The organism is Pseudomonas monteilii NBRC 103158 = DSM 14164 (assembly GCF_000730605.1).
Taxonomy (GTDB): domain Bacteria; phylum Pseudomonadota; class Gammaproteobacteria; order Pseudomonadales; family Pseudomonadaceae; genus Aquipseudomonas; species Aquipseudomonas monteilii.
On the sequence record NZ_BBIS01000010.1, the window covers coordinates 122,132 to 142,749 of the forward strand.

General features: G+C 58.0%; 20 protein-coding genes. 1 reads left to right on the top strand and 19 read right to left on the bottom strand.

Annotation, left to right across the window (positions count from 1 at the left end; translation table 11 throughout):
- Positions 1–40: 40 nt before the first annotated feature.
- The 15 genes from PM2_RS06120 to PM2_RS30965 all read right to left on the bottom strand — a co-directional run bounded on the left by PM2_RS06120 (position 41) and on the right by PM2_RS30965 (position 14,218).
- On the bottom strand, positions 41–613 hold the full coding sequence (locus PM2_RS06120; protein WP_028700176.1) for an STY4534 family ICE replication protein: 573 nt from the start codon (positions 611–613) through the stop codon (positions 41–43).
- 324 nt (positions 614–937) lie between these two features.
- Positions 938–1,063 (bottom strand): hypothetical protein, encoded by a 126-nt coding sequence (locus PM2_RS31785; RefSeq protein ID WP_023629570.1) that lies wholly within the window; start codon positions 1,061–1,063, stop codon positions 938–940.
- A gap of 249 nt (positions 1,064–1,312) precedes the next feature.
- A complete protein-coding gene (locus tag PM2_RS06125) occupies positions 1,313–1,663 on the bottom strand; it encodes a hypothetical protein (protein ID WP_051564724.1) in 351 nt (116 codons plus the stop codon).
- 899 nt (positions 1,664–2,562) lie between these two features.
- Positions 2,563–3,003 carry a type IV pilus biogenesis protein PilM gene (gene pilM / locus PM2_RS06135; protein ID WP_028700178.1) on the bottom strand — a complete coding sequence of 147 codons (441 nt, stop codon included), beginning with the start codon at positions 3,001–3,003 and terminating at the stop codon, positions 2,563–2,565.
- Positions 3,004–3,045: 42 nt separating this feature from the next.
- On the bottom strand, positions 3,046–3,735 hold the full coding sequence (locus PM2_RS29800; RefSeq protein WP_080694048.1) for a CatB-related O-acetyltransferase: 690 nt from the start codon (positions 3,733–3,735) through the stop codon (positions 3,046–3,048).
- A gap of 138 nt (positions 3,736–3,873) precedes the next feature.
- Positions 3,874–5,052 carry a shufflon system plasmid conjugative transfer pilus tip adhesin PilV gene (pilV, locus tag PM2_RS06140; protein WP_028700179.1) on the bottom strand — a complete coding sequence of 393 codons (1,179 nt, stop codon included), beginning with the start codon at positions 5,050–5,052 and terminating at the stop codon, positions 3,874–3,876.
- A complete protein-coding gene (locus PM2_RS06145) occupies positions 5,042–5,986 on the bottom strand; it encodes an ATPase, T2SS/T4P/T4SS family (RefSeq protein ID WP_028700180.1) in 945 nt (314 codons plus the stop codon). Before PM2_RS06145 ends, pilV begins: the two co-directional genes overlap by 11 nt.
- An 11-nt stretch (positions 5,987–5,997) precedes the next feature.
- Entirely contained in the window at positions 5,998–6,513 is a 516-nt protein-coding gene (locus PM2_RS06150) for a type 4 pilus major pilin (RefSeq protein ID WP_023628939.1), read from the bottom strand.
- A 22-nt stretch (positions 6,514–6,535) separates the two neighbouring features.
- Positions 6,536–7,702 (bottom strand): type II secretion system F family protein, encoded by a 1,167-nt coding sequence (locus tag PM2_RS06155; protein WP_028700181.1) that lies wholly within the window; start codon positions 7,700–7,702, stop codon positions 6,536–6,538.
- Positions 7,695–9,233, bottom strand: coding sequence for a GspE/PulE family protein (locus PM2_RS06160; RefSeq protein WP_028700182.1), 1,539 nt, complete (start codon positions 9,231–9,233; stop codon positions 7,695–7,697). The genes PM2_RS06155 and PM2_RS06160 overlap by 8 nt, the downstream gene beginning before the upstream one ends.
- Before the next feature lie 12 nt (positions 9,234–9,245).
- Positions 9,246–9,761 carry a type IV pilus biogenesis protein PilP gene (gene pilP / locus PM2_RS06165; RefSeq protein ID WP_042131469.1) on the bottom strand — a complete coding sequence of 172 codons (516 nt, stop codon included), beginning with the start codon at positions 9,759–9,761 and terminating at the stop codon, positions 9,246–9,248.
- On the bottom strand, positions 9,751–11,076 hold the full coding sequence (gene pilO2 / locus PM2_RS06170) for a type 4b pilus protein PilO2 (RefSeq protein ID WP_028692969.1): 1,326 nt from the start codon (positions 11,074–11,076) through the stop codon (positions 9,751–9,753). Before pilO2 ends, pilP begins: the two co-directional genes overlap by 11 nt.
- 12 nt (positions 11,077–11,088) lie before the next feature.
- Positions 11,089–12,804, bottom strand: coding sequence for a PilN family type IVB pilus formation outer membrane protein (gene pilN / locus PM2_RS06175; protein WP_028700183.1), 1,716 nt, complete (start codon positions 12,802–12,804; stop codon positions 11,089–11,091).
- The gene (gene pilL2, locus PM2_RS06180) at positions 12,801–13,940 is read right to left on the bottom strand and encodes a PFGI-1 class ICE element type IV pilus protein PilL2 (protein WP_028700184.1); all 1,140 of its coding nucleotides are present in this window, start codon (positions 13,938–13,940) and stop codon (positions 12,801–12,803) included. The genes pilN and pilL2 overlap by 4 nt, the downstream gene beginning before the upstream one ends.
- Before the next feature lie 62 nt (positions 13,941–14,002).
- Positions 14,003–14,218 (bottom strand): hypothetical protein, encoded by a 216-nt coding sequence (locus tag PM2_RS30965; RefSeq protein WP_162181827.1) that lies wholly within the window; start codon positions 14,216–14,218, stop codon positions 14,003–14,005.
- Between PM2_RS30965 and PM2_RS06185 the strand changes: the two genes are divergently transcribed.
- Positions 14,217–14,867, top strand: a complete 651-nt coding sequence (locus PM2_RS06185) for a hypothetical protein (protein WP_211256847.1) — start codon at positions 14,217–14,219, stop codon at positions 14,865–14,867. The genes PM2_RS30965 and PM2_RS06185 overlap by 2 nt on opposite strands.
- Positions 14,868–15,007: 140 nt before the next feature.
- Here PM2_RS06185 and PM2_RS06190 read toward each other — a convergent pair whose 3' ends face one another.
- The 4 genes from PM2_RS06190 to PM2_RS06210 all read right to left on the bottom strand — a co-directional run bounded on the left by PM2_RS06190 (position 15,008) and on the right by PM2_RS06210 (position 20,441).
- Entirely contained in the window at positions 15,008–16,972 is a 1,965-nt protein-coding gene (locus tag PM2_RS06190) for a DEAD/DEAH box helicase (protein ID WP_028700186.1), read from the bottom strand.
- Between the two features lie 436 nt (positions 16,973–17,408).
- Positions 17,409–19,319, bottom strand: a complete 1,911-nt coding sequence (locus tag PM2_RS06200; protein WP_028700188.1) for a type IA DNA topoisomerase — start codon at positions 19,317–19,319, stop codon at positions 17,409–17,411.
- Between the two features lie 120 nt (positions 19,320–19,439).
- Positions 19,440–19,637: a CrpP family ICE-associated protein gene (locus PM2_RS06205; protein WP_028700189.1), complete on the bottom strand. Its 198-nt coding sequence runs from the start codon at positions 19,635–19,637 to the stop codon at positions 19,440–19,442.
- A gap of 417 nt (positions 19,638–20,054) precedes the next feature.
- Positions 20,055–20,441, bottom strand: a complete 387-nt coding sequence (locus PM2_RS06210) for a hypothetical protein (RefSeq protein ID WP_028700190.1) — start codon at positions 20,439–20,441, stop codon at positions 20,055–20,057.
- Positions 20,442–20,618 lie beyond the last annotated feature (177 nt).

Here is a 20,618-nt window from a genome sequence, read left to right on the forward strand (position 1 = left end):
GCAGAATATGAAGGCGCTGAAATCAGCGCCTTGATAGGGGTTATGCAGCCTGGTTGGCTTCCTTGGGAAGATCAGTACCGAGGTCATGGTCGAGTTGCTCACCGAATTGGTCGGCGACTGGCTGTCCCTGATTCACGGGTTGCTCAGGTTGTTCCTGATTCAACGTTTGATCAACACCAGGTTGTCCCTGATTGTCAGTGGGCGGGGTGGCATTTTTCGGCTTCGCTTCGTAAACCAGCTTGCCGTCAACTTTGATCCAGCCGATGAAGAGCAGACGGCCTTTGAGGCTTGCGCCGGCCTGACCCTTCTTGTCGCCTTTATCATAGGTGAAAGCGTCAGCCCAGATGTCGCCGATTCGGAAGGAGACGAGCACCTTCTTTTTGGCTTCAACGGCCTGCTGGCAGCGTTTAACCAGCGATTCTGCCTCAGCACCGACAACGTTGCAGTCGATGTAGGAATACTCGGCTTTATCAGTCGCGCCGTGCAAAGCTGCAACGGTGACACAGGTGAAGGGCTTGCCCTTGCGGGGGCTGACTTCACGGATACGGTTGAGGTAGCCGATGCCAGTGGTGTGCAGGTCGAAGAATTTGGCTTCGTTGGATTGGTTGCTCATGGTGATTCTCCAGTTTCAATAGCGAAAGCGGAGAAACACTTCGCCCATGGGGGAAAGTATTCCCCGCGTGGGTTGGGATGTAGCAAGTTGGGTGGGCTTCCATCAATCTCTCGATTGATCAATCGCGCTTCCGGAAGCTTGGCGATTTTGGGGAGATCAACACCGCAGTGGGTGTAGCAGTCTTTCAGATCATGACTGCTCGGGCTTGGGTTACTGACGACGTCAGCAGCTCACGGTCACAAGGATGGAAACGGAGAAACACATTGTCAAGCCCTGAAAGAAAAAAACCCTCCAGGTGGAGGGTTATGTAGGGAAAATCGATGATCAATGTGCTCGAAGAATCTTCTGGCACCGGCGTTTGATATTAGGCCAATCGGCCCAAACTGCCATGCCGACGCAGATGACGAGCAGGGCGGTGAACATGAGGATGCCGAATGTGGTTTGGCTCATGTCATTCCTCCGGGGTGAGGTAAATGCCTGTGATCCAGATTACAACACCTACCACGAGGGCGAAAGCGGTCAGGAGACGGCTAGTGCTGAGGAAGATACCTACGAGGGCGGCGGCAACGGCCGTCGTTCCGATCTTGCGAAGGTCGTCTGCCACAGCGGCACGTTTTTTTGAAACCATGGCGTTCCTTTGATCGCCAGGCCCTCACCTTGCCAGGTGGGGTGCCTGGCACTGGGTGAGGTTGGAGGGAGTTAGATCGCAACTGGAGCTATGAGGTCGTTCAGCGGGCCCATACGCAGCTCTGATGCTTTGGATTTGCTCGGCTTGCGCTGACGGGTGCGGCGCTTGGTCGGTGGTACCGCTTTGGTGTTGTTTTCGAACCACTGGTTCAGATCAACACCGCGGCGTGCGAGGGTTGGAATGCGGCAAAGCTCATCCCAGTCGCTGCGGGTGGGTGCTATGTTCGCGAGTTGTACAACAGGCCGAACATGTGCTGGGACTACTGGGGCTGGACGTTTCATGGCGCGCAGGAACTCACGGGTGAGGGTGCCGAGCGCGTAGCCAAAACGGAAGCCGATGGAGGGTGCGGACATTGCGGTCATGGTGTTTCTCCTGCGGTTAAAAAATGCGGAGAAAACACTGTCCCTCACGGGGAAATGTATTCCCCGCTGGGTTTGCGGAAGGAGCTTCTATCGACGGAGGTCGACCGGTCGTGCTACCAGAAGCTAAACGACCTTGGGCTGGTGGATCACACAGACTTCGTGCTGCAGCATTACGGATCCGAGCTGCATGGGGCATGTTGCTGACGACGTCAGCAGATCACGGCTTAATAATCGGAGCGGGGAAGGGTTGTGTCAAGCGGAGGGGGGAAAGGGGGGAGAGATGGAGGGAGAAGTCCGGCTGGATCAGCCCTTGAAAGGTGACCCAGCCGTGTTTGAAAAAAAAAGTTGAAGGAGCCACCTGTGTCGGAATCGTCGATCCCTGGGCATTGATCGTTTCGACTCTCATCACCTGGCCATTCTCGTGGCTTTGGCCAGCAAACATGAGGCACGCATCCGCGCACAAAAGGAGCCCGGCTTATCGCCGGCGGGCCACCGGCAAAGGAGAGAGTACCCATTGGGTAGCCTCATGGACCTTCGACAAGTCCATCAGGCTACCCAAGGGGAAGGAAAGAGGAGGGGCCACATTACCAATGTGGCCCTTGGATCAAAGAAGCACCGAACCTCTTGAAACTCTATGTGCCTGTGAACTCGATCATCACGAGTTAGACGGCTGCGCGACTAGAGAGAGCAGGGAGACACAGGGAGAGCTTTCAACCAGATCCGCACGCCCTTCCCGGAGCTATAGCGTGCTTACGGTTTGGTGTTGAGGCGAACCACAACACCTGGGCGCTACTGATGACCGTCAGTAGCCAGCGGGGTTGAACCAAAACTGATGTCATTATGGGTTGTACCATGGCCGGGATGCAAGGCTCGTAGGCGTTTTCGCGAGACGTCAACTGTCAATAGACCGCAACGACTGCTCCCTCTGGGACGGGCGCTGGAACGGCTATGGCCATGTTACCCACCTTCGGTGAGAACAACTGGCCAGACCTCTTCACACCAACGGTGGCGGACTCAGTGCGCTCGGTCAATGCGGCCGGCAGGCCGGCAGGAACCGTTCCCGCGATGTAGGTGTAGGACACACCACTCACGATGTATGTGGCGATCCCGCTTTGCTTGGTGTACCAGCCTGGAAGGTTCAGGGATGAGTCCGTCGGTGCTCCAGTAAACCCAGGGTTGGCCCGGGCATACTCTGCTGCGGCCGAGCGGTAGATCAACAGACTTCGGCTGAGGGCATCGATCGTGGCTTGCTCTGAAATGGTCTCGTCGGAAGACTGCATTTGAGAGCAGATACTCCCCGCTACGATCAGAAGCGTCATAGCGATCCAGTAGACGTACATGACGAGATCCTAATAAACAGTTTTATGGTTCAGTGTGGGTTTTTAATACGCCCTACGTTTTGCGATTTTTAATTTCGAATATTTTGCTTGAGGTAATGAAGAATTATTTTCGATTGCATCGAGGAACTCCTCTGGATCGTTAAGAGGAAGGCTTCTAAGGTAGGTAAGATCAAGATTCCACCATTCACTTTTGAGTAGGCGCTGAATGGTTTCGGCACTGTGGCGGTATTTGATGATCTTTGCTGGATTCCCCCCGACTATTGCGTAGGGCGGTACATCACGGGTCACTAGGGCCCTTGTAGCAATAATTGCACCTGTGCCGACGTTTACTCCCTCTAACACTGTAGCGCCATGGCCGATCCAAACGTCGTGTCCCACAGTAGCCCAAGATAGTTCAGGGGAGTAGGCTAATTCTCCAGCCTCGTATTGAAATGGATGCGTGCTCACCCAGTCTGTTGGGTGAGTGTGCTTCTCTTGCCCGAGCGTGCAGTCAGATCCGATAGAGCAAAAACGGCCAATTTCTGAGATCACAGACAATTTTGTTCCGCTTCGGATGTACGAGTGTGCACCAATCGACAATGAAGGGGGTTCTACCCGGATGTGTCCTAGGTTGACTCCCTCTTCAATGGTTGCACATGCCCGAGAGCTGAAGGTATTCGTACCCCCGGCTGCCTTTCCCCCCATTTTCCGGAAGACTTTCTTGAATTTTTTTTCCTTAAGTATCTTGAACATGTGTCTGATCGCATCACAAAAGTTGAGGACAATGTTAACAAGTCTACTGCTCTCCAAAAAGCTTTTTTATCACATGGTGGGGTATTACCTTCGGGGCGGCAGTATAAGAACTCTTCGCCCAGCGATAGAGCAGCTGAGTCACCGGGTGCAGACACCGACGCCATAGTATCGGTCGGCAAAATAACTGCTGTTTTGGCCATATACCCCAGATGATGATTTAAGAGTATAACCGCTGGGGCATACCGGTACACAACTAAGCCAGTTGTTCATAACGCAGTTGACGACTAGGAAGTCGGCAGCCCCAGCTGATTTCCACGCACTGGATTGACAGGATGGCGTTTGGCACTGGCAAGTGAGCGGTGCACCGAGAGTGGTTTTCGACTGAATGCCAATCTTCGGGCAAGCTTGCCCTTCAACAGCCGTGCTCTCAATGTCCAAGTATTCCCCAACTGTCACACGCCCGTCTGCCTGCAGTGTGCCGCCGCGGATTTTTCCGCCGGTTAGCAGGCCCTTGTCGTTGAGGACCCTGACCCAGTCAGTATCGGACTGGTAGATACCTCCGCCCCACTTCTCGTTCACCCAGCCGGTGTTGTTCTGGCTTCTGAACCAGCCGTCCTTACTGGTGATGTCGCTCGTCGCGGTGACTACGCGGGCATTGTTGATGTCGTTGCCACCCATATCGATCGCGGTGTTCATTCGGTTGTACTCAGGGTGGCCTGGTACAGCATTGCGGTAGAGGTAGTCGTTGGCTAGGTCGCCGTCGATCAAGAAGAGCGCGCTCGCAGTATGTCCCTGCCCTGGATTAATGCCGTAGTTGCTGAGGGCCACTTCCCATCCACCACGCACGCCCTGGATGACTCCGGGCTTGAGTGACGATATGAAGCCGCCTGGCCCGCCAAGATGCTCAGCGATGCTCCGAATGCCGAGTTCCGGGATGACCTGGCCACCGGTGGTCACCACAATGGCCTCGAGCTGGTTCGCGTTCAGCCGCCTGGCCAGGCCGACGATGGTCTGGCCGAAGCTATTGGTCGAGCTGAAGCCAGCCGGCAGATACTTGGTGTTTTGCATCATGTCTACGGTGACCTGGACAGGCGTAGTCGGGCCAGCATTGCTGAGCACCACGGAGTAGTTGTCCTTGAGGTACTTGGCAAAAGCGTCAGCGACAGTCCGCTGGTGTTCCGCAGCGATCCGGTAGTCCTGCTGGTTGCCGTAATTGAGCATCCACCAACCTGCGAGAGACAGCATGATGCTCATTACTATCAGGCCGAACAGGCCATCAATGGTAAAAAATCCAGCCTGCCCGCGTTTACTGGCCATGCCAGAGACTCCTGTTCGATTGGGTGACGATGTCTTGCTCGATCATCTGAAGATGTCCGCTACGAATCTTCTCGCGGATGGACGGCGCGTCATCCAGGGCCAGTGACAGCGTTTGGAGTGTGAGTCGCGGCTGTCCGTGATCTGGACGGAGGAGGGTTTGGTGAATGACCACCGTCAGCCCCTGTGAGAGCACCTCCAGGGCATTCGGCATGATGGGCTCGGCAAGTACAGCCAGGCGTTGGATGGAACTTCCGATGCTGCCGCCGTGCCCAGTGGAGAAAATGAGATGGCCATTGATGGATGCCTTGATGACTTCAGCGGCAGTGGCCGTGTCTCGAACTTCACCGACCAGGATGAGGTCTGCGCGAGTTCGAAGAGCTCGTATCAGCGTTTCTGAATAGCCGCCTTGCATACGGGAAACCGGCAATTGGATGCAGCGACCAGAGCCATGTTCGCCTTGGAGGAGCGTTTCAGGCGGGTCTTCTACAGTCAGGCCCAGGCCTCCGCGTGTTGTCAGGCGTGCCTTGACCGCCGAGGCTGCACTACTGGTCTTGCCGGTGCCCATCTCACCAGCGAAGTACACCAGACCCCGGGTGTCCTCGGCGAGCAGGCACTCGTAAATATGGTCCGGTAACCCGAGATCTTCGAGGGGGATGATGGTTGCTCTTGACCGATTCAACACAAAAAACGGCTTAGTGAAGACGTCCAGGTTGTACGTCACTCGCAAGAGCACGCGATCCTCCAACACGAGGGCGAACTCAGGCTCACGTGTTGTCTCGTACTGATGCAGACACCGCGCCCTCAGTTCCTGGATCTCGGTCGACCACTCCGTAGGAGCGGCGGCCTTGCGGGGCTGACCTGCCAGCCCCTTCACATCGGCAAAATCATGGCCAAGATAGAGGTCCACGAACTCAGCATCTGCAATCAAGCTCACGCTGGCAGCCTTCAGTAAGTAGTCCAGGAGATCGAGTTCATTTCGTTGGAGCAGCTTGTTGTAGCGGCGGCGGGAAGGACCTCGCCACTTGTTGCCGAGCCACCATTGATGGCGGTGGTGGTCTGCTTGTCCTTGGCGATCTTGGTGGTCAGCGTGATGCAAGCCGCTTTGGGGACGTTGCTCTCGGAGAGGGTGAAGGTCATGCCATTGCTCACAAGCGTGACGGCGCCGTTCCACTGGTTGGTCAGGGTGGTGCCCGAAACGCCCATTGAGCCGGTTCCGTCGATAGCGATCAGCGAAGGCACGAGATTAGTCCCCGATGTGCCATATCCAGAAGATCCCTTCAGCTTTTTGGCGTTGGTGATGATGGTGGTGATGTTGCTTTGCTCTACAGCGGCATCGGAGCTCCCCAGCATCTTGTAGCCGATCCAGGCGATGAAACCTAAGGCGATGGTAATGAGCATGATCCACATCACGCCGTCGATGGACAGGAAGCCACGTTGGTTTTTTGGGGTAGAGAGTGTCATTGGTTGCCTCTGGGCTGTGTGCTTAGTGTTGGATTGAGTCCATCAGGCCTATGGCCAGCTGGAAGATGCCGACCATCACGAAGATCATGAGCAGGCCCATGATTACTGCGGATAGGGCTGTAAGGGACTTCGAGACCGTTTCCACCCGCTTGAGCATTTGCTCGAGCCAGCGATTGGCGAACCTCTCCATCGATGCGGCGAAACTTTGGCGTGTGGCCAAAACCTGCAGGAAATGAATGGCCATCGGATCCGGGAACTGGTGCCCGGCTAATTTGAGTGCTGTACCGAAGTCTTTACCCGAGCTGACGCCGTAGTTGATTGCGTCGATCCTTTCTCGCAGCCATGGAGAGGCGCTCCGGCTGAGAATGGTGAGCGCACTAAGCTGGCCCACCCCGGCGCGGAGCATCACTGACATGTTCAGCAGGAAGATTGAGCCGTGCAGGACTTTGTAAATTGACCAGGGGGGAATGCCTTCGAGTCGCATCCTGGTGGTCTGCAGTAGCAAGCTAAGCTGCGTTTTCCAAACCGGGCTGTTCGGTCGAACCTGCAGGCCGCAGAAATATGGGAGTGTCACGAACGAGACGACGACCAGGGTCAGCACGACTGCAACGATCAGAAGTCCGTAGTTCGTGACCACCTTGGAAATTACATAAAGCAGACTTGGGATGCCGGTCCACAGCTCTGGATCTTGCCGTTGAGCCATCGACGGTACCATCCAGGTGGCGATGACATACAGCAGCGCCCCCATGAGGCTCCATGTAATCGATGGAAGCGCTACGACGGAAACCACCAGGCGAGAAATGCGTTGACGGGCCTCGATGAGCCGGACGCAGTCCCGGAAAGCCTCCACAAGGTTGCCGGTTTTTTCCCCGGTATCGACCAGGGAAGCCTCGTCATATGGCAAATGGCTCCTGCAGGCGTCGGCGAGAGATTTTCCTCCCCGCACGAGCATCGCCACCTGGCCACAAATGACTGACACTGGATGCATCGTTTTACCGTCATTGCTGAACGCCTTGGCGACGGTCTCCAGTGCTTCTTCGATCGGGATACCGTCCTCCAGGACGCCCATCAGGCTCTCGTAGAACTGGATTCGCTCGTTCTTCCCAAACTGCTTTGCATAGAAGGTGACCGCCCAGCCCTGGGCGGCCTCCCGTACCCCTGTCCAGAAGCCCTGAAGCAATTCAAACATCGGATTGCTCCATCAGCTGCCTGTCGAAGTCGAGCGGTCCAGCGAAGAGCTCGGCATCGCGTGGGTCTACTATCCCGCTGGTGACTTTCATGATCCCGTGGGCGATCTTGGTGATGCCGCCCATCTCATTGACCCAGTACCTTCGCGCAGCGCTTGCGCCGCGCTTGGTGAACGTATCCATGAGCTTGACGTTGGTCAGCAAGGTTTCGGCGATAACGGTGCGATCGACGACCCCAAGGTTCCTGCACTTGCTGCAACCTTCACCGACCAGATTGACTTGGTCGACGATCTGCAGTTGCTTCAGCCGGGCGAAGAGATCCTTGCTGATGCCGTGGGTATGGTCACGCAGCGGGATCCGGCAGGCAGGGCAGAGCACCGGCACTAATGACTGGTTAGCGATCCCAGTGGTCAGCAGCGGATCGGTGACCAGGTAATCAGCCACGCCCATGTCAATCAGGCGCTGGATGGTGGCGATCACGTTGTTCGTGTGCAGGGTCGACCAGCTCTGGTGACCAGTCATGGCGCCGGTGTACGCCGCCTGGGCTGACGCCAGGTCGCGCAACTCACCGTACATGAGGACATCTGGGTCAAGCCGTACGGCATTGGTAATACCGTCACCCCAAGTCTCGCCAGCGTAGATCGGTGACTGGTTAGCCTTGAGCGGATACTCAGGGGGATGCTCGAGCGTCAGGATGTGCCTGGAACCACCAGTCTCGTCATACAGCGCGTTGAGGTTGACCTGCAGGGTCTTGGATTTGCCGGATCCTGTTGGGCCAGTAATCAGATTAAGTCCGTAAGGCAGGCTCCGCAGTCTTCTGAAGTGCTCGATCTGCTGAGGCAGGAAGCCGAGCTCTTCGAAGCTCTGCTTGGATGTATCGTCATACAGCAGACGCATCACCATCAGCGGGCCATCCACCAGCGGCCGAGTTGCAACCCGAGCGCCGTACAAGCCCAGTTGGTCGACGAACTTACGGCTGACGCGTGCATCCTGAGCGATGTGGGGCTGGTAGTAATCGCCAGAAACATCGCACATGCTGTTGTACAGAGCAGCGCAGAATTCACGCCCTACGTCGCTCTTTTCCTGGCGCACCTCCTGAAGGACCCCATACAGCCGATACTTGATCCGGGTGACATCGTGCGAAACGACGATGTGAACATCACTGGCGCCGCGCCGATGGGCGTCCCCCATGAACTCCACCACCTGGGCTTGGCGCTGGGTTTCGACAAGTGCCTTCATGCCCCTCGACGCCGAGGCTTGATACAGCGTCTTAATCTCAGTCATCGAGGCTGAGACCACTTCGTAGTCAATGCCTTTGTGCTCAAGCTGGTCCATGAATGCCATCACGTAGGGGTCACTGACGTGTTGGGGAGAGATGTACAGCTTCCCATCGGCGGTCATGGCCAGGACCTGGCGCAAGTCTTCCTTAATCGCATGAGGGCCGCCTGGGGCGGTCAGCACCGCCACTGGCAACGGCGCCAAAGTCAGTTCGGCAGGCTCAAGATCGATGGGCTCTGCGGATAGCTCGGTCATGGTCAATACTCCTCAGGGTTGGCCGGGCAGGAGGCCGGGGAGGCTCTGTTGTGGCTGAGACACCACCCGGTTACCGAATCCAAGTGGGTATCGCTTTCCCTCCTTGCTCAGCACGACCCCATCGAGCGTGATTTGTTGGACCCGGAAACCGTTCGGCAGCTCGCTGCCAGGCTTGGCGTCAAGCTCGCTGCCGTCGCTGTAGATCAGGCTTGCCCGCAGTTTCTGTCCGGAGCCGCTGATTTCTTTCACCACCGGCAATGCCGATTGGCGCGGCCCTGGGGATGTAGCCGTCATGGCGGGAGTGAGCCCGACAGTAGGAAACTGCGTCACTGGCTGGGGGGTGCTAGGTAGTGTGCCGTTTGCCTCGAGCTCTGCCTTCGCGCGTTCGGCTTTTGCCTTGAACAAGATGGTTTCGCTCTGCACCTTGCCGAGCTCGCCGACGCTGATGGCTGAGAGATCTGTCGCTGTCTGTGCTCCGGCAATTGGCATCCAGAGCGTGAGCAGGATCAGGCTGAAGTTATTTCGCATACAGGACTCCTGTGACTGACCAGATCAGGTGGTCGGCCTTGTATTCGGTCTTGATCTCCTGCAGGCGCAGCCCTTGGGTTGGAGCGCCATTGAAGGAGTCGTAGGGCAGCACGCCAGAGGTGTACGACAGCTGGTACTGCTGCCACTGGGGAGGCGGCGGCGGAGGTGGCGTGGGTTGACCTGGCAGAGCAGGTTCCTGAGGCGTAACAACGGGGATCGGTTGCAACTGCGGTTCCTGGGAGAAACCGTGGAACCAACTGGTCAAATTCTCCAGAGCATCTCTGGCCTCAATGAGGGCGTCGTCACCGGCAGCATCAAGGGAAATGTCGAATTTCAGCAGCCCGGTCTTCCCCTGATTGATGAACTCCGGGCGGATAGAGAAGAGTTCTGCGACAGCCATCGTGAACTCGTGAGCGGTGCTGTTACCTGCGCGTTCGTAGGTCGCAATAACCTGTGAACTGTTGCACTTTGCCTCCATGAAGGGCCAGCCGCGGATACTCAGAGGCAACCGGTTCATGAACCTGCTGCAGGCCTCAACGAAATCGGTGACCGAGGGCTGTTTCGCCCAGGGGTGCTCCAGCGCCTGGATGGGTTGTTCCGTGCCTGTTTGCCTCTGCAGCTCGGCCAGCTCCTCGAGGCGTTTCTTCTCCGCCTCGATGGCAGCTTGACGCGCGATCTCTGCCTGATGGGATTTCCATTGTGACCAGGCCAGTAGCCCTCCACCGATCAAGAGGGCCACCAGGAGCAACTGAGCCAGCTCAGGCTTGGACATACCGAACACGAGTGGACGCAGCCGGTATTCACGCTTGAGCCGGGACGGCTGGAGCAGCTCATCGATGTCGATGAGGTCGCCGCCCATGCCAAACTCGGTTGGTAAGAACTCTCGCTCAAACTGGATGCCGCGACTGCGTTGCTGCAACACCCGTTTACGGACTTCCGATGCCGTGGCAATCAGGTCGCAACCCGGGATGATCCTGCCCTCATGGACAGCGACGATGGCATAGCGATCTTGATCGGCGTCGACGGCCCAGGCAGCAATCCATGAATCACCGAGCTGGCCAGCCAAGGTCGCAGCCAGCGAGTACATGCCTTTGTGAACGTCAGCGGAGCGGGAAACAAAGCCCGCCTGGATCATGAGCGACGTTCTTCGGATAGCCACGATGTCCAGGCCGTGCTCATGGCCATACTGACGGGCTTCCTTCATGTAGCTGGTCATGTTGCCCAGGGGCGTCCAGAGCATGCCAGTGACGAAGACACGCCCCCGGTGCTGGATGGTCTGCACCCGGCTCGAAGGTTTGTGTGTATCGGTGTTCATGAGCGCCGCCACTTACAGGTTGTCCGGGAGGACGATTGGTGTCACCAGTACCACCAGGGCGCTGTGGGACGTCGAGCGGGTTTGCCCACCGCCCAAGCCAAAGAAGCTAGGACTGCCAACGCCGGATTTACGGGCGTCATCCCCGTTCTCGTCGAACCCAGTCAGAATCAGTGTCTCACCGCTGCGCAGACGGACCTTGGGCGCCACGTTCTTGGTGTCGTAGTCCGTTGTCTGGACCTTGGAGTCGTTGCTCTCGAAGTCCTTGAAGATTGGCTTGCTACTGATGCTGAGGGTGATCATCAGCAGCATGTTTTCTTTGTCCAGGAGCTTGGGCAGCAGCATCATGTTGAAGCCACTGGTGATCGTCGCCGGTGTCAGTGCGGTGCTGGAACCGACGGAAGCGGTGGTGGTGGTCGAGCTGGAGGCGACATAGCTTTGGACGTTGCCGATCTGGATCGGTGCCGGCTGCAGGTTCAGCGTGGTCACCGATGGCGACCGCACTTCGGAGACGCGCCCCTGTTCTGACAGGGCTTGCACGACGGCCTTGGAGCCTGCCCACGGAGAGCTGGACGTATCCAGAATGCTGCCGCTGGCAGAGATCGCCTCGGAACTGATGCCGGCGACGGTGTTGCTCAGGCCGAAACCCCATTTCCCTGAGATGGACTTGTAGACAGCGCTCCAGTTGACAGCCGTCTGGTCGCTGTCGCTGAAGTTAACCTCGTAGACCTTGACGTTGAACAGCACCTGTCGAGTGATGCTGCGGTTGGTATCTTTCAGGTAGGACGAGATTCGATTCAGCACCTCCGGCCGGTCGCTGACGGTGAGCGTGCCGGTAGAGCGAGAGAGATACAACCGCCCTGGAGGCTGCATGCTGAGCATGGCCTTGACGTTGCTCTCGATGTCGCTCATCAGTGAGGTTTTGTACGTCGACTTGGTGCTCTGATTGCTGCCGGATTCACCTGTGGCTCCCCCCGAAGAATTCGAAGAGCCCGAGTCGCCGTTGCCGGTGGAGGTCAGCAGGCCCGACTTGACGGTACTCTCGATCTCCAACTCGTCACCGAATGTCCACACGTCGAAGGTGCGGGTGTCGAAGTAGGTAATGCGCACGCCCTGCAGCTCAGGGTCGAAGTGCCACGACAGCCCCAGGCGTGAGGTGGCTTGGTTAAGCAGCCCGGAGGTTTTGCCGTTGTAGTTCAGCCCGGAGATCAGTCCTCCGCTGCTGAGGCCCAAGTCGAATGAGCTTGCGCTGCCAGGCATTGCCCCCGCCATGCCATTTGGCAGAAGACCCGCTAGGCTGTCTGGATCAGGTACAGCCTGAGCGGCGCCGCGAGCGGGAGTGCCGGCAGACTTCGAGGAGAGGATCCCGGGGTTCAATGCGTCAGGCGCTACAATAACCTGCAGCCCGGTTTCCTTGGTGATCAGCTGAGCCACGTCGGTGATCGACACTGGGCCTGCAGGCCGATAGGCAATGTCACGGTCCAGGCTGAACGGGAGCCCGCGCCTGGTCACCAGCGGCTCAGTGGAAACCCAGGGCTTGTTGCTGAAAACGACCGTGTCGCGGTTTTGTTGTGGCTGCTGGTTCTGCAGGAACTTGGTGTACTGGCCAGCCGTGCGGCCCTGGAACTCTGCTCGGTCGAACGACTCATTAACCCGTTGCACGGCACAGCTGCTCAGCAGGGCCAAGGCGATCGGGGTCAATGCCCAGCGGACCCAAGAAAACTTGTTCATTTCTTCTTCCTCTCAGCGACGTACAAGACGCTCTGGGAGCCTTCGCTACCGTCGACGACGAAGGATCGCGGGGCATTGTCGTAGAGCGGGAACAGCTGCTTGATGGCTTCCTGGAACGGGCCTTCGAAGTGCAGCGGTGCCTCGATCGGATAGTTGAGGTCTTCCTGGGCCCAGATCACGCGCCACCGGGCTTTTTTGGCCCATTCCTCAACGGTATCGCGCAGGGTTGATCCAACTTCGGCCGTCCATACTTGGGGCAGCGGCCGGGGTGGTGTGGCGGCCTTGACCTCGATGGGCGGGGCCACCACTGCTGTAGTGGTCACGGCAGCCGCTGGCTTGGATGCTGCAAGTTGGTTGGGGGCATTCGGTGCTGGGGACGCAGGTGTCGAAGGTTTAGCCGCGGTGGTTACCATCGCAGCCGGGATAGAGCCATCCTTGGCGGGTGCCACTGGGGGGAGCGCGGGAGCCACTGGCGCTGGGGCTGCGACAGCGGGTGTAGCCGTGGAGATGGGGGCGGGAGTAGGCACTGCCGCGACGACTACGCCTGGCGTTGAGGCTGATGTGACGGGGCTGGTTCCAGGAGCCTGCGCTTTGTCGGCGTAGAGTTGGCCCGCCGGCGTCGACGGGGTTGGCAATTGGTAACCGGGGCGAAGCACGAAGCACACCTGACGGTTCACTTCATCGATCTTCACCTGCCAGGCTGGGCCGGCGAGGACCTGTAGGGTATTGCGCAGCGTCATCGGGCCAAGTTTGTATTGGGCTGCCGGCAGAGGTCGGGTGTACAGGATGTTGACGTGCTGCGAGCTGGGCGGGCAGAGGGCGTACCCTGACCGGTCGACCACGTAGAGCATGGCATCCCGAACGCTTGGGTTCATGCTGGAAGGGATGGTCACGTCGATGATCTGTGCCATCAGGTCGCGCTGGCTCGCATCGGGTTGGGTGCTCACCAAGGTGTAGCGGCCATACCGAACGACCGGTTCCTTCTCCGGACTTGCACCGTTCGGGTAGATGTCCGGAGACAGCCATTCGGGATTACGGCTGCTGTCGAACGCCGGCTTCGGCGGCTGCTCAGCCTTCTGAATCGCACAACCCGCAACGAGTGCGGCGAGCGAGAGAGTGGTCAACTGCCTGATCATGAGGCCCCCTGTAGTCATTGAGGGCAACGGTGACAGCCGATAGCTTCCCGCGCAGCTGGAAATCAATATCTCGCAGGACCAGATTTTTCCGGTGGGCTGATGAATTCGTGCAACGGGTTGTCTTGGGTGCCCTCGGCAGCGGCCAGGGGCCATGATTTTCTTGGCGTAAGGCTGATCGGCCTATCGCTGAGAGTATCTCTTGGCCTAAAGTGCTTTTCATCACCGCCCAGGTTGGCGATCACGTCCGCTTCAATACCAAATTTAAAAATGATAACCATGAAAGAAACACTAGGTAGGTTGTATCTGTGGCAAATAGCACTGGCTAGGGTTTTGGATCTCTTGGCTCTTATGCAACGAGTAGACCGCTTCTGCAGAACTGGAAGGCCAAAAAATATTACTGAGCTGTATGATCAGGAACGTCGCAGATTAAAGACTGGTCTGCGACTTGAGGGCGAGGCATTAGATAGTTTTGAAGCAGAGCATGGCTCCTTATTTCCTGATGTTCACGATGTTCACCTTATTGATGAATTGATCACAGAGGAAATCATTATAAAGTTGTGCACTATTTTTAATTCTGGTTGGGGAAAACCCGGGATTATTGCGGGAAATAAGAAATCGTTTTGGGAGCCGATCGTTGATGAGGTGATTTCTGAGGCCTTCTCAGGTGACGTTAAAGTCAAGTTTCATGAGTTTCTAGAGGCCGCGAAGGGATACAGAGACAAGCATGGTGCCCACTTTGATCACGAAAGCTTCAACATGACTCATGGGGACAAAGAAATCGGTGCGGATGGGGTTATCTACAGCGTAGGATGGACCAGCGCCTTACTGACTTTTGATTGGGGCTTTGTGAGTGAGACCCTGCCAGTATTTGCTAAGGCGTTGAACTCCTATGTCGCCAAGTTACAGAGAGACGCTGGTATAATCTGATGGCCCATGTTTGGCAGCAATGCATCGGCCTGTTTATCAAGGATTTGGGTTGATAGTAATCATTGGGTTCACGTTGAGATGGTTAAGTTTCAGAGCTATATCATTCATGAACTCAAACTGTGATTCCCAAGCGATCCTACTTACTGGATAGTCGCTGCAAGCATTGCCTTGGCAAGCGCGTCCTGCTGCTCTTCCGGCTCAATGAGCTCCAAGCTGACTTGGCGCTTCGCTAAGAGCATCTGCCAGAGCTGCTGATCGATGCTGTTCTCCACGAGGGGGATCTTCACGATCACTGTCCTGAGCTGACCATTCCGGTACGCCCGGTCCTCGGCCTGATCCTGTTGTCCGGGTGTCCAGGGCAGGCCCAGGAAGAAGACGTAGTTGGCGGCCGTGAGGTTGTTGCCGGTACCGGCGGCTTGGGTGGTGCAGATGAAAGCCCTGCAGTCGGGGTCGCCCTGGAACTTGTCGATCGCCTTCTGGCGCTTGGTGAGTGAGTCACTGCCGACCAGGGTGACGTTCCCGATACCGGCTGCATCGCACAGCTCCTTGAGGCGCGCGACGGTGGGTTTGAACTCGCAGAACAGGATGACCTTGTCTTCGGGGTCCAGCTCGCCCAGCAGATCCATAGCGACTCTGACCTTCACCTGTTCCAGGTAATGGCGAAGCGCGCCCAGCCTGGCAAAGATGGGCCTGTCCTCGAGGCGAATGCTGTCGTACTTCTTCCGTTCCTCCACCCCCATCGCCACAGGCAGCAGCTGCCGGTGTTTTCCCTTGAGCCCGGGCAGGACATCTTTACGCCGGCGAAGCATCCAGTCGCCGAGTTCTGCGCGGAGGTTTTGCCGGAACTCTGGGCTGCCGGCAAAGCGTTCGCAGAAATCGCTGAGGGGCAACTGGCCTACCGGGTGCCCCGAAAGTCGTAGCAGCGTGTGCAGCTCCGTCTCGCGATTGAGGACAGGCGTGCCTGTCAGCAGATAACGATTCGGTACTTTGGCTGCGATATCGAAGCCATGACGTGTACGCTCGGCAGTCGGCTCCTTCAACTGGTGCGCCTCGTCGACCACTAGAACGTGGTAATGCTCAGCCAGCAGCACGTAGTCGCCAAGGCGCTCGTAGTTGATCAGCATCCATTGGACCAGCGGATCGTACTTCTGCACAGCGACTGTCGCGTCGGGGTAAACCGCTAAGATTTCGCGCTGCCAGTTGATCAGCAACGAGGACAGGGTAACCACCAGGATCGGGCGACCGGCTGCACTGATATGCGCCGCGATGATGGCCTGGCGTGTCTTGCCGAGGCCCATATCGTCAGCCAGCAGTGCGCTGGTGCGCTGGAGCAGGTGGGCAATGCCAGCAGGCTGGTGATCGAGGAGGGAGTAGCCGACCAGGGCCTGGGCGATCGTGGCATCCGAGAACTCGGTGCGTTCGATCGGCGAGACGGCAGCGAGGTAGATGTCGTTGGAGCTCTCCTCACCGCTGGTGGCTGTCGAGGGTTCCTGAGGAGCACCGCCCAGGCTGATGCGTGGGATGTCTGCTGCTGGAACCACAGAACCATCGCCCAGGAGCTCTTGTACAACGTCCAGTATCTCGAACTGCTCCTCCACAAGACCGAGCTCCAGGACCAGGTTGCTGCGCAGGATCTCGGCGGTGGCGTTGACTCGCCACGAGCTGGATTTGCCCAGAAACACTCCCCGCATCCGGCGGGCCACTGCAACGACTCCAGGATGATAATCTCCGGACAGCAGCACACCGCCGTCGGCGAGCGGGGCAATTCGCAGTAGCATTCCCGAGATGAACGCGTCCCGGCGTGGGTTGGCCAGCGCGCTCTCGATCTTCTGGCGGAAGGCCTGCCATGACTCAGTGACCTTGCCACCGGCCAGCTCGATCAGCTGGTGGTACACCAGGTCCAGCTCGTCGATGAGCTTGGCCTTGGGCACGCGCCAGTAGCGGCAGAGCGGGTGATCACTGCGGCGAATGAAGAACCCGCTCCGTGCGAACATGACCTTGTTTGCGCCTTCAATGTACGGCATGAGGATGCCCATGTCGTAGCCGTCGAACACGGCGGCTTCGAGCAACACTAGTTGGCTATTGAGGAGGCGTGGCCGTTTCAATTGGCGTCCGCGCTCTTGGACTTCATCGGCACCGTCTGGTCCAGGTGGTAGGCAGGCACCCATCGGGTTAAGAGTACTGAGCCATGAAGCGACCCTCCCTGGCCACTGATTACGTACGCCGCTGGCTCTGAGCCCTTCGGCACACGTCTGCGTTCCTGCTTCCAGTACCCAGCGGTTTTGATGTCGTCAGGTTGTAACGGCCAGCACGACTCGCCTGGCCGGGATTCATAATGAGGGACCTTCGGATTGTCCGCCTGCTCGGCCTTCAACCGGTCAATGACTTTCTTGGAACGGGCCACAAGCACCTCCGGGAGGATGAGTAGTCAACTCGTCATCATTCAAGGTGCGCCTGCCCGCACCCGTAAGAGCGAGCAGATTGGCAGTTGGGGGAAAGCGGCTACAGGAGAAATGGATTACCGCCTTCGAAACATTTCGCCTACATGCCCCTGGGCTTGGCCATATCAGGTTTGTCGCCCACTGTGGGGTAGCTCACACGGCAGTTGTTCACCTTGTACCCGGTGCATCCCCAGAAGTCGTAACCCCCATCACCGCGCTTCTGGCGGCGCGCCAGTGGCATCCCGCACTTGCCGCAGGAATGGCCGCCCTGGGGGGCTGATGAAGCTGCAGGCGAACGCGCCTTCATCGCCACTGTGGGCGCCTGGCGGAGGGCTGCGAGCTCCGTCTGGAGATGCTGAAAGAACTTGGCAACCACCGAGCCGTACTGCTCATCCCCCCGTGCGATTCGGTCCAGATCCTTCTCCAGCGTGCTGGTGAACGCCAGTTCGACGAAGCTGAAGCGGCCCTCCAACTGGTCGATGGTGCTCACCCCCAACGGGCCAGGGACCAATTTGCGCTTCTCCTCAACGACCAGGCCTTTGCCGGTGATGTTCTTGATGATCGATGCAAATGTGCTGGGGCGTCCGATCCCCAGTCGCTCCAGTTCCTTGATCAGGCTTGCCTTGGTGAAGCGTGCCGGCGCCTTCGTCTTCTGGTTAAGCACCTCACCCTGAAGCACGCTGAGGATCTGCTTGGGCTCGAGCACCGGTACCGGATTCTTGGGGATGTCGGTCGACTCTTCATCCGTCTCGTCCTTCTGCAAAAGCTTCATCCATCCGAGATAGGCGACAGTGCTGCCAGTCGCGGCGAAGCGCAGAGGCCTCTGATCCGGCCCCCTGGCCAGCAGTTTGGCCATGCGCACGTCGTAGATGGCGTCTGCGAGCTGGCTGGCCAGCGCCCTGATCCGGATGAGCTTGTACAGCGCTTGCTCTTCAGCAGACTCGCCTGCGACTTCATCCTCCCACGCGGTTGGCGCAATTGCGGGGTGACCTTCCTGGGCGCTATCCGCAGCCTTGAACGTCCGGCGCTCGTCAACAACGTCGAGGCCTTGCCTCCGAGCCACTGCCTGGATATCTGGCATGGCTTCATCGGCCAAGTTGGGGTTATCCGTCCGGTGATAGGTGATCACGCCCTGCTCGTACAGGCGCTGCGCGACCTGCATGGTTTTGTCCGGGTCCCATTTCAGCGCTACGCTGGCCGCCTGCTGCAGGGTGGATGAAATGAACGGTGGGGGTGGCGGGCGCCGCTTCTTGCCGTCTTCACATGACTCGACAATGACCGCGCGCGTTGCGGCAACCCTTGCCGCGAGTGTGCCATCCTGAATATAGGGGTTTTCTTTGCTCGCGAAGTCGGGGATCGGTTGCCATACGGCAGTCCAGTCCATACCGGTGGTTTCGTCCTTGAAGGTCAGCTCTACCCCGAAGTGGTGGACCACCTTGAAGTTCCTGATTTCTCGCTCGCGCAACACCACCAGATAGAGGGCAGGTGATTGAACTCGACCAGCGGAGGTAGGTTGGCCCAGGACTCTGCGAAGCTCCTGCGTGACCAGGTAGCCCACCAGGCGGTCCAGCACTCGCCGGCACTCTTGTGAGGCAACGAGTTGCCCATCGATTCTCCGTGCATTGGCCAGGCCCTCCCGTACTCTGGCTTGGGTGATCTCATTGAACGTGACTCGCTTGTACTCGCGGATCCCCAGCGCCTGCTGTATGTGCCAGGCGATACTTTCCCCCTCCCGGTCCGGGTCGGTGGCGATGTACACCTCCGTGGCGTCCTTGAGGGCTTTGCGAATGGTGCTGACGTTGCGGGCACTCTTGGGCAGGATCTCGTAGACCGGACGAAGGGTCTTCAAGACGCCGGTTGTGATCATCGTGTCGTCCTGACCCGACTGGGGGAGATCACGGATGTGGCCACCAGATGCCACCACCACCCAGTGCTCGCCAGGGCGGATTTTCTTCATCATGGGCCCAAGCTTCTTCAGCTTGCCCGGTGCCTCGATGATCATGAGTTTCATAGGGTGCCCCTGCACAGATAAATCAGGGGGCACTCTTGCCGCCGACCGGGGACGGCACAACGCGAAATGGTCAACTGGAAGGGAGGGAATTCGTTAGGGCTCAGGCCCACGGAGGGAGGGTCAAAAATTGAGTGTGAGCTGCTGGGCGCGCTTGTACCCTTTCAGCCAGGAGGCAAGCATGGCAGGGTGCTTGTAGGGGCAGGCATATATGGGCAGCCCTTTCTCGGCGGCTTCAACCCCAGCAGCCTCCACCGCAGGATGGGGGTTATTGAACTTGCGCCTGTCCGCTTTTCGCTCCTGGGCATCTTCGTTCTGCATCGATTGTTCCTCATCAGCGCCACTGTTCACGCCGGGCGAGTCACGCCTCAAACGACCTAGCCACCAGCAATTCCCCGACAAGGGCGTTTTTTACGATCCTGTGGCTCACTTCGATACAAGTTAGCAGCCGTAGAGCGGAGATGCCTTCAGGAAATGGTAATTTGCCAACGCTGGCATTTCAAATTCCCCCTGACCTGGGCAAGCGCTGCCTGCAGCGCCCCTTCGGCTACGAGTTCGCGTCCTCGTCGTAGGAGCTTCACGAGCTGCGGCCGCAACAGAAGGTCCTTGTCGCCGGTAATGTGAAGCATCAGACGCCAGGTTCAGAGCAAGGGACAGCGACGATCCGTCCTTGTCTCCGGAAACTTCACGAGTGGCGCGCCTGAAAATAGCTCTCACGCCAATGCCCGTGTGCCACAGCTAGTGGGGAATCATGCTTGAGCGGTAGAGCGCCGACCATGCCAGCAGCGTAGCGCTGGGGTCCTCCAGTGCGGCACGAACCATCACCTCAGCGTGTTGACCTGTCATGTCGCAAACTGCCTGCCCAAGTCGAAGGAGCTCAGCTTTCACCCCTGCATCCCGGGCCTTGGTCGCAAACTCATACTCCTCGGCCTGCCCATACTCAAAGGTGGCATTGAACCGGAGGCGAAGCATCTCGATGGCCTTCACTTCGGCCTCCGGCAGCAAAATGGATTCGCCGTCGCAAAAGACCTGGCGGACGCCATTGAGAGCTCGAACGGCATCCATGTAGCGCGAGGGGTCTACAGTCGCTTTGACGGATGGATATTCCGGGTAGTCGTGGTGCATGGGGCGATACCTCGAAGCGGAATGAGGTGGCGACGATCCGTCCTTGCCCCCAGTGACTTCACGAGAGGCGCCTGAAAAATCGCCTGCCAGGCTGTGGCTAGAATGCCGTGGAGATGCCCCATCGAAGGGAGGGGAAACTCGAAGTGACGTCCTTGTCACCAGGAGCTTCGCGATGTG

What these genes read in the sequence shown, in the direction of transcription:
- PM2_RS06160 (WP_028700182.1), bottom strand. Translation starts at nt 9,233, where the DNA reads ATGACCGAGCTATCCGCAGAGCCCATCGATCTTGAGCCTGCCGAACTG.
- PM2_RS06210 (WP_028700190.1), bottom strand. Translation starts at nt 20,441, where the DNA reads ATGCACCACGACTACCCGGAATATCCATCCGTCAAAGCGACTGTAGAC.
- PM2_RS06185 (WP_211256847.1), top strand. Translation starts at nt 14,217, where the DNA reads ATGAAAGAAACACTAGGTAGGTTGTATCTGTGGCAAATAGCACTGGCT.
- PM2_RS06155 (WP_028700181.1), bottom strand. Translation starts at nt 7,702, where the DNA reads ATGTTTGAATTGCTTCAGGGCTTCTGGACAGGGGTACGGGAGGCCGCC.
- pilM (WP_028700178.1), bottom strand. Translation starts at nt 3,003, where the DNA reads ATGTACGTCTACTGGATCGCTATGACGCTTCTGATCGTAGCGGGGAGT.
- PM2_RS30965 (WP_162181827.1), bottom strand. Translation starts at nt 14,218, where the DNA reads ATGGTTATCATTTTTAAATTTGGTATTGAAGCGGACGTGATCGCCAAC.
- PM2_RS29800 (WP_080694048.1), bottom strand. Translation starts at nt 3,735, where the DNA reads ATGTTCAAGATACTTAAGGAAAAAAAATTCAAGAAAGTCTTCCGGAAA.
- PM2_RS06205 (WP_028700189.1), bottom strand. Translation starts at nt 19,637, where the DNA reads ATGCAGAACGAAGATGCCCAGGAGCGAAAAGCGGACAGGCGCAAGTTC.
- pilL2 (WP_028700184.1), bottom strand. Translation starts at nt 13,940, where the DNA reads ATGATCAGGCAGTTGACCACTCTCTCGCTCGCCGCACTCGTTGCGGGT.
- PM2_RS06120 (WP_028700176.1), bottom strand. Translation starts at nt 613, where the DNA reads ATGAGCAACCAATCCAACGAAGCCAAATTCTTCGACCTGCACACCACT.
- PM2_RS06150 (WP_023628939.1), bottom strand. Translation starts at nt 6,513, where the DNA reads ATGACACTCTCTACCCCAAAAAACCAACGTGGCTTCCTGTCCATCGAC.
- pilN (WP_028700183.1), bottom strand. Translation starts at nt 12,804, where the DNA reads ATGAACAAGTTTTCTTGGGTCCGCTGGGCATTGACCCCGATCGCCTTG.
- PM2_RS06200 (WP_028700188.1), bottom strand. Translation starts at nt 19,319, where the DNA reads ATGAAACTCATGATCATCGAGGCACCGGGCAAGCTGAAGAAGCTTGGG.
- pilP (WP_042131469.1), bottom strand. Translation starts at nt 9,761, where the DNA reads ATGCGAAATAACTTCAGCCTGATCCTGCTCACGCTCTGGATGCCAATT.
- PM2_RS06125 (WP_051564724.1), bottom strand. Translation starts at nt 1,663, where the DNA reads ATGACCGCAATGTCCGCACCCTCCATCGGCTTCCGTTTTGGCTACGCG.
- PM2_RS31785 (WP_023629570.1), bottom strand. Translation starts at nt 1,063, where the DNA reads ATGAGCCAAACCACATTCGGCATCCTCATGTTCACCGCCCTGCTCGTC.
- pilO2 (WP_028692969.1), bottom strand. Translation starts at nt 11,076, where the DNA reads ATGAACACCGATACACACAAACCTTCGAGCCGGGTGCAGACCATCCAG.
- pilV (WP_028700179.1), bottom strand. Translation starts at nt 5,052, where the DNA reads ATGGCCAGTAAACGCGGGCAGGCTGGATTTTTTACCATTGATGGCCTG.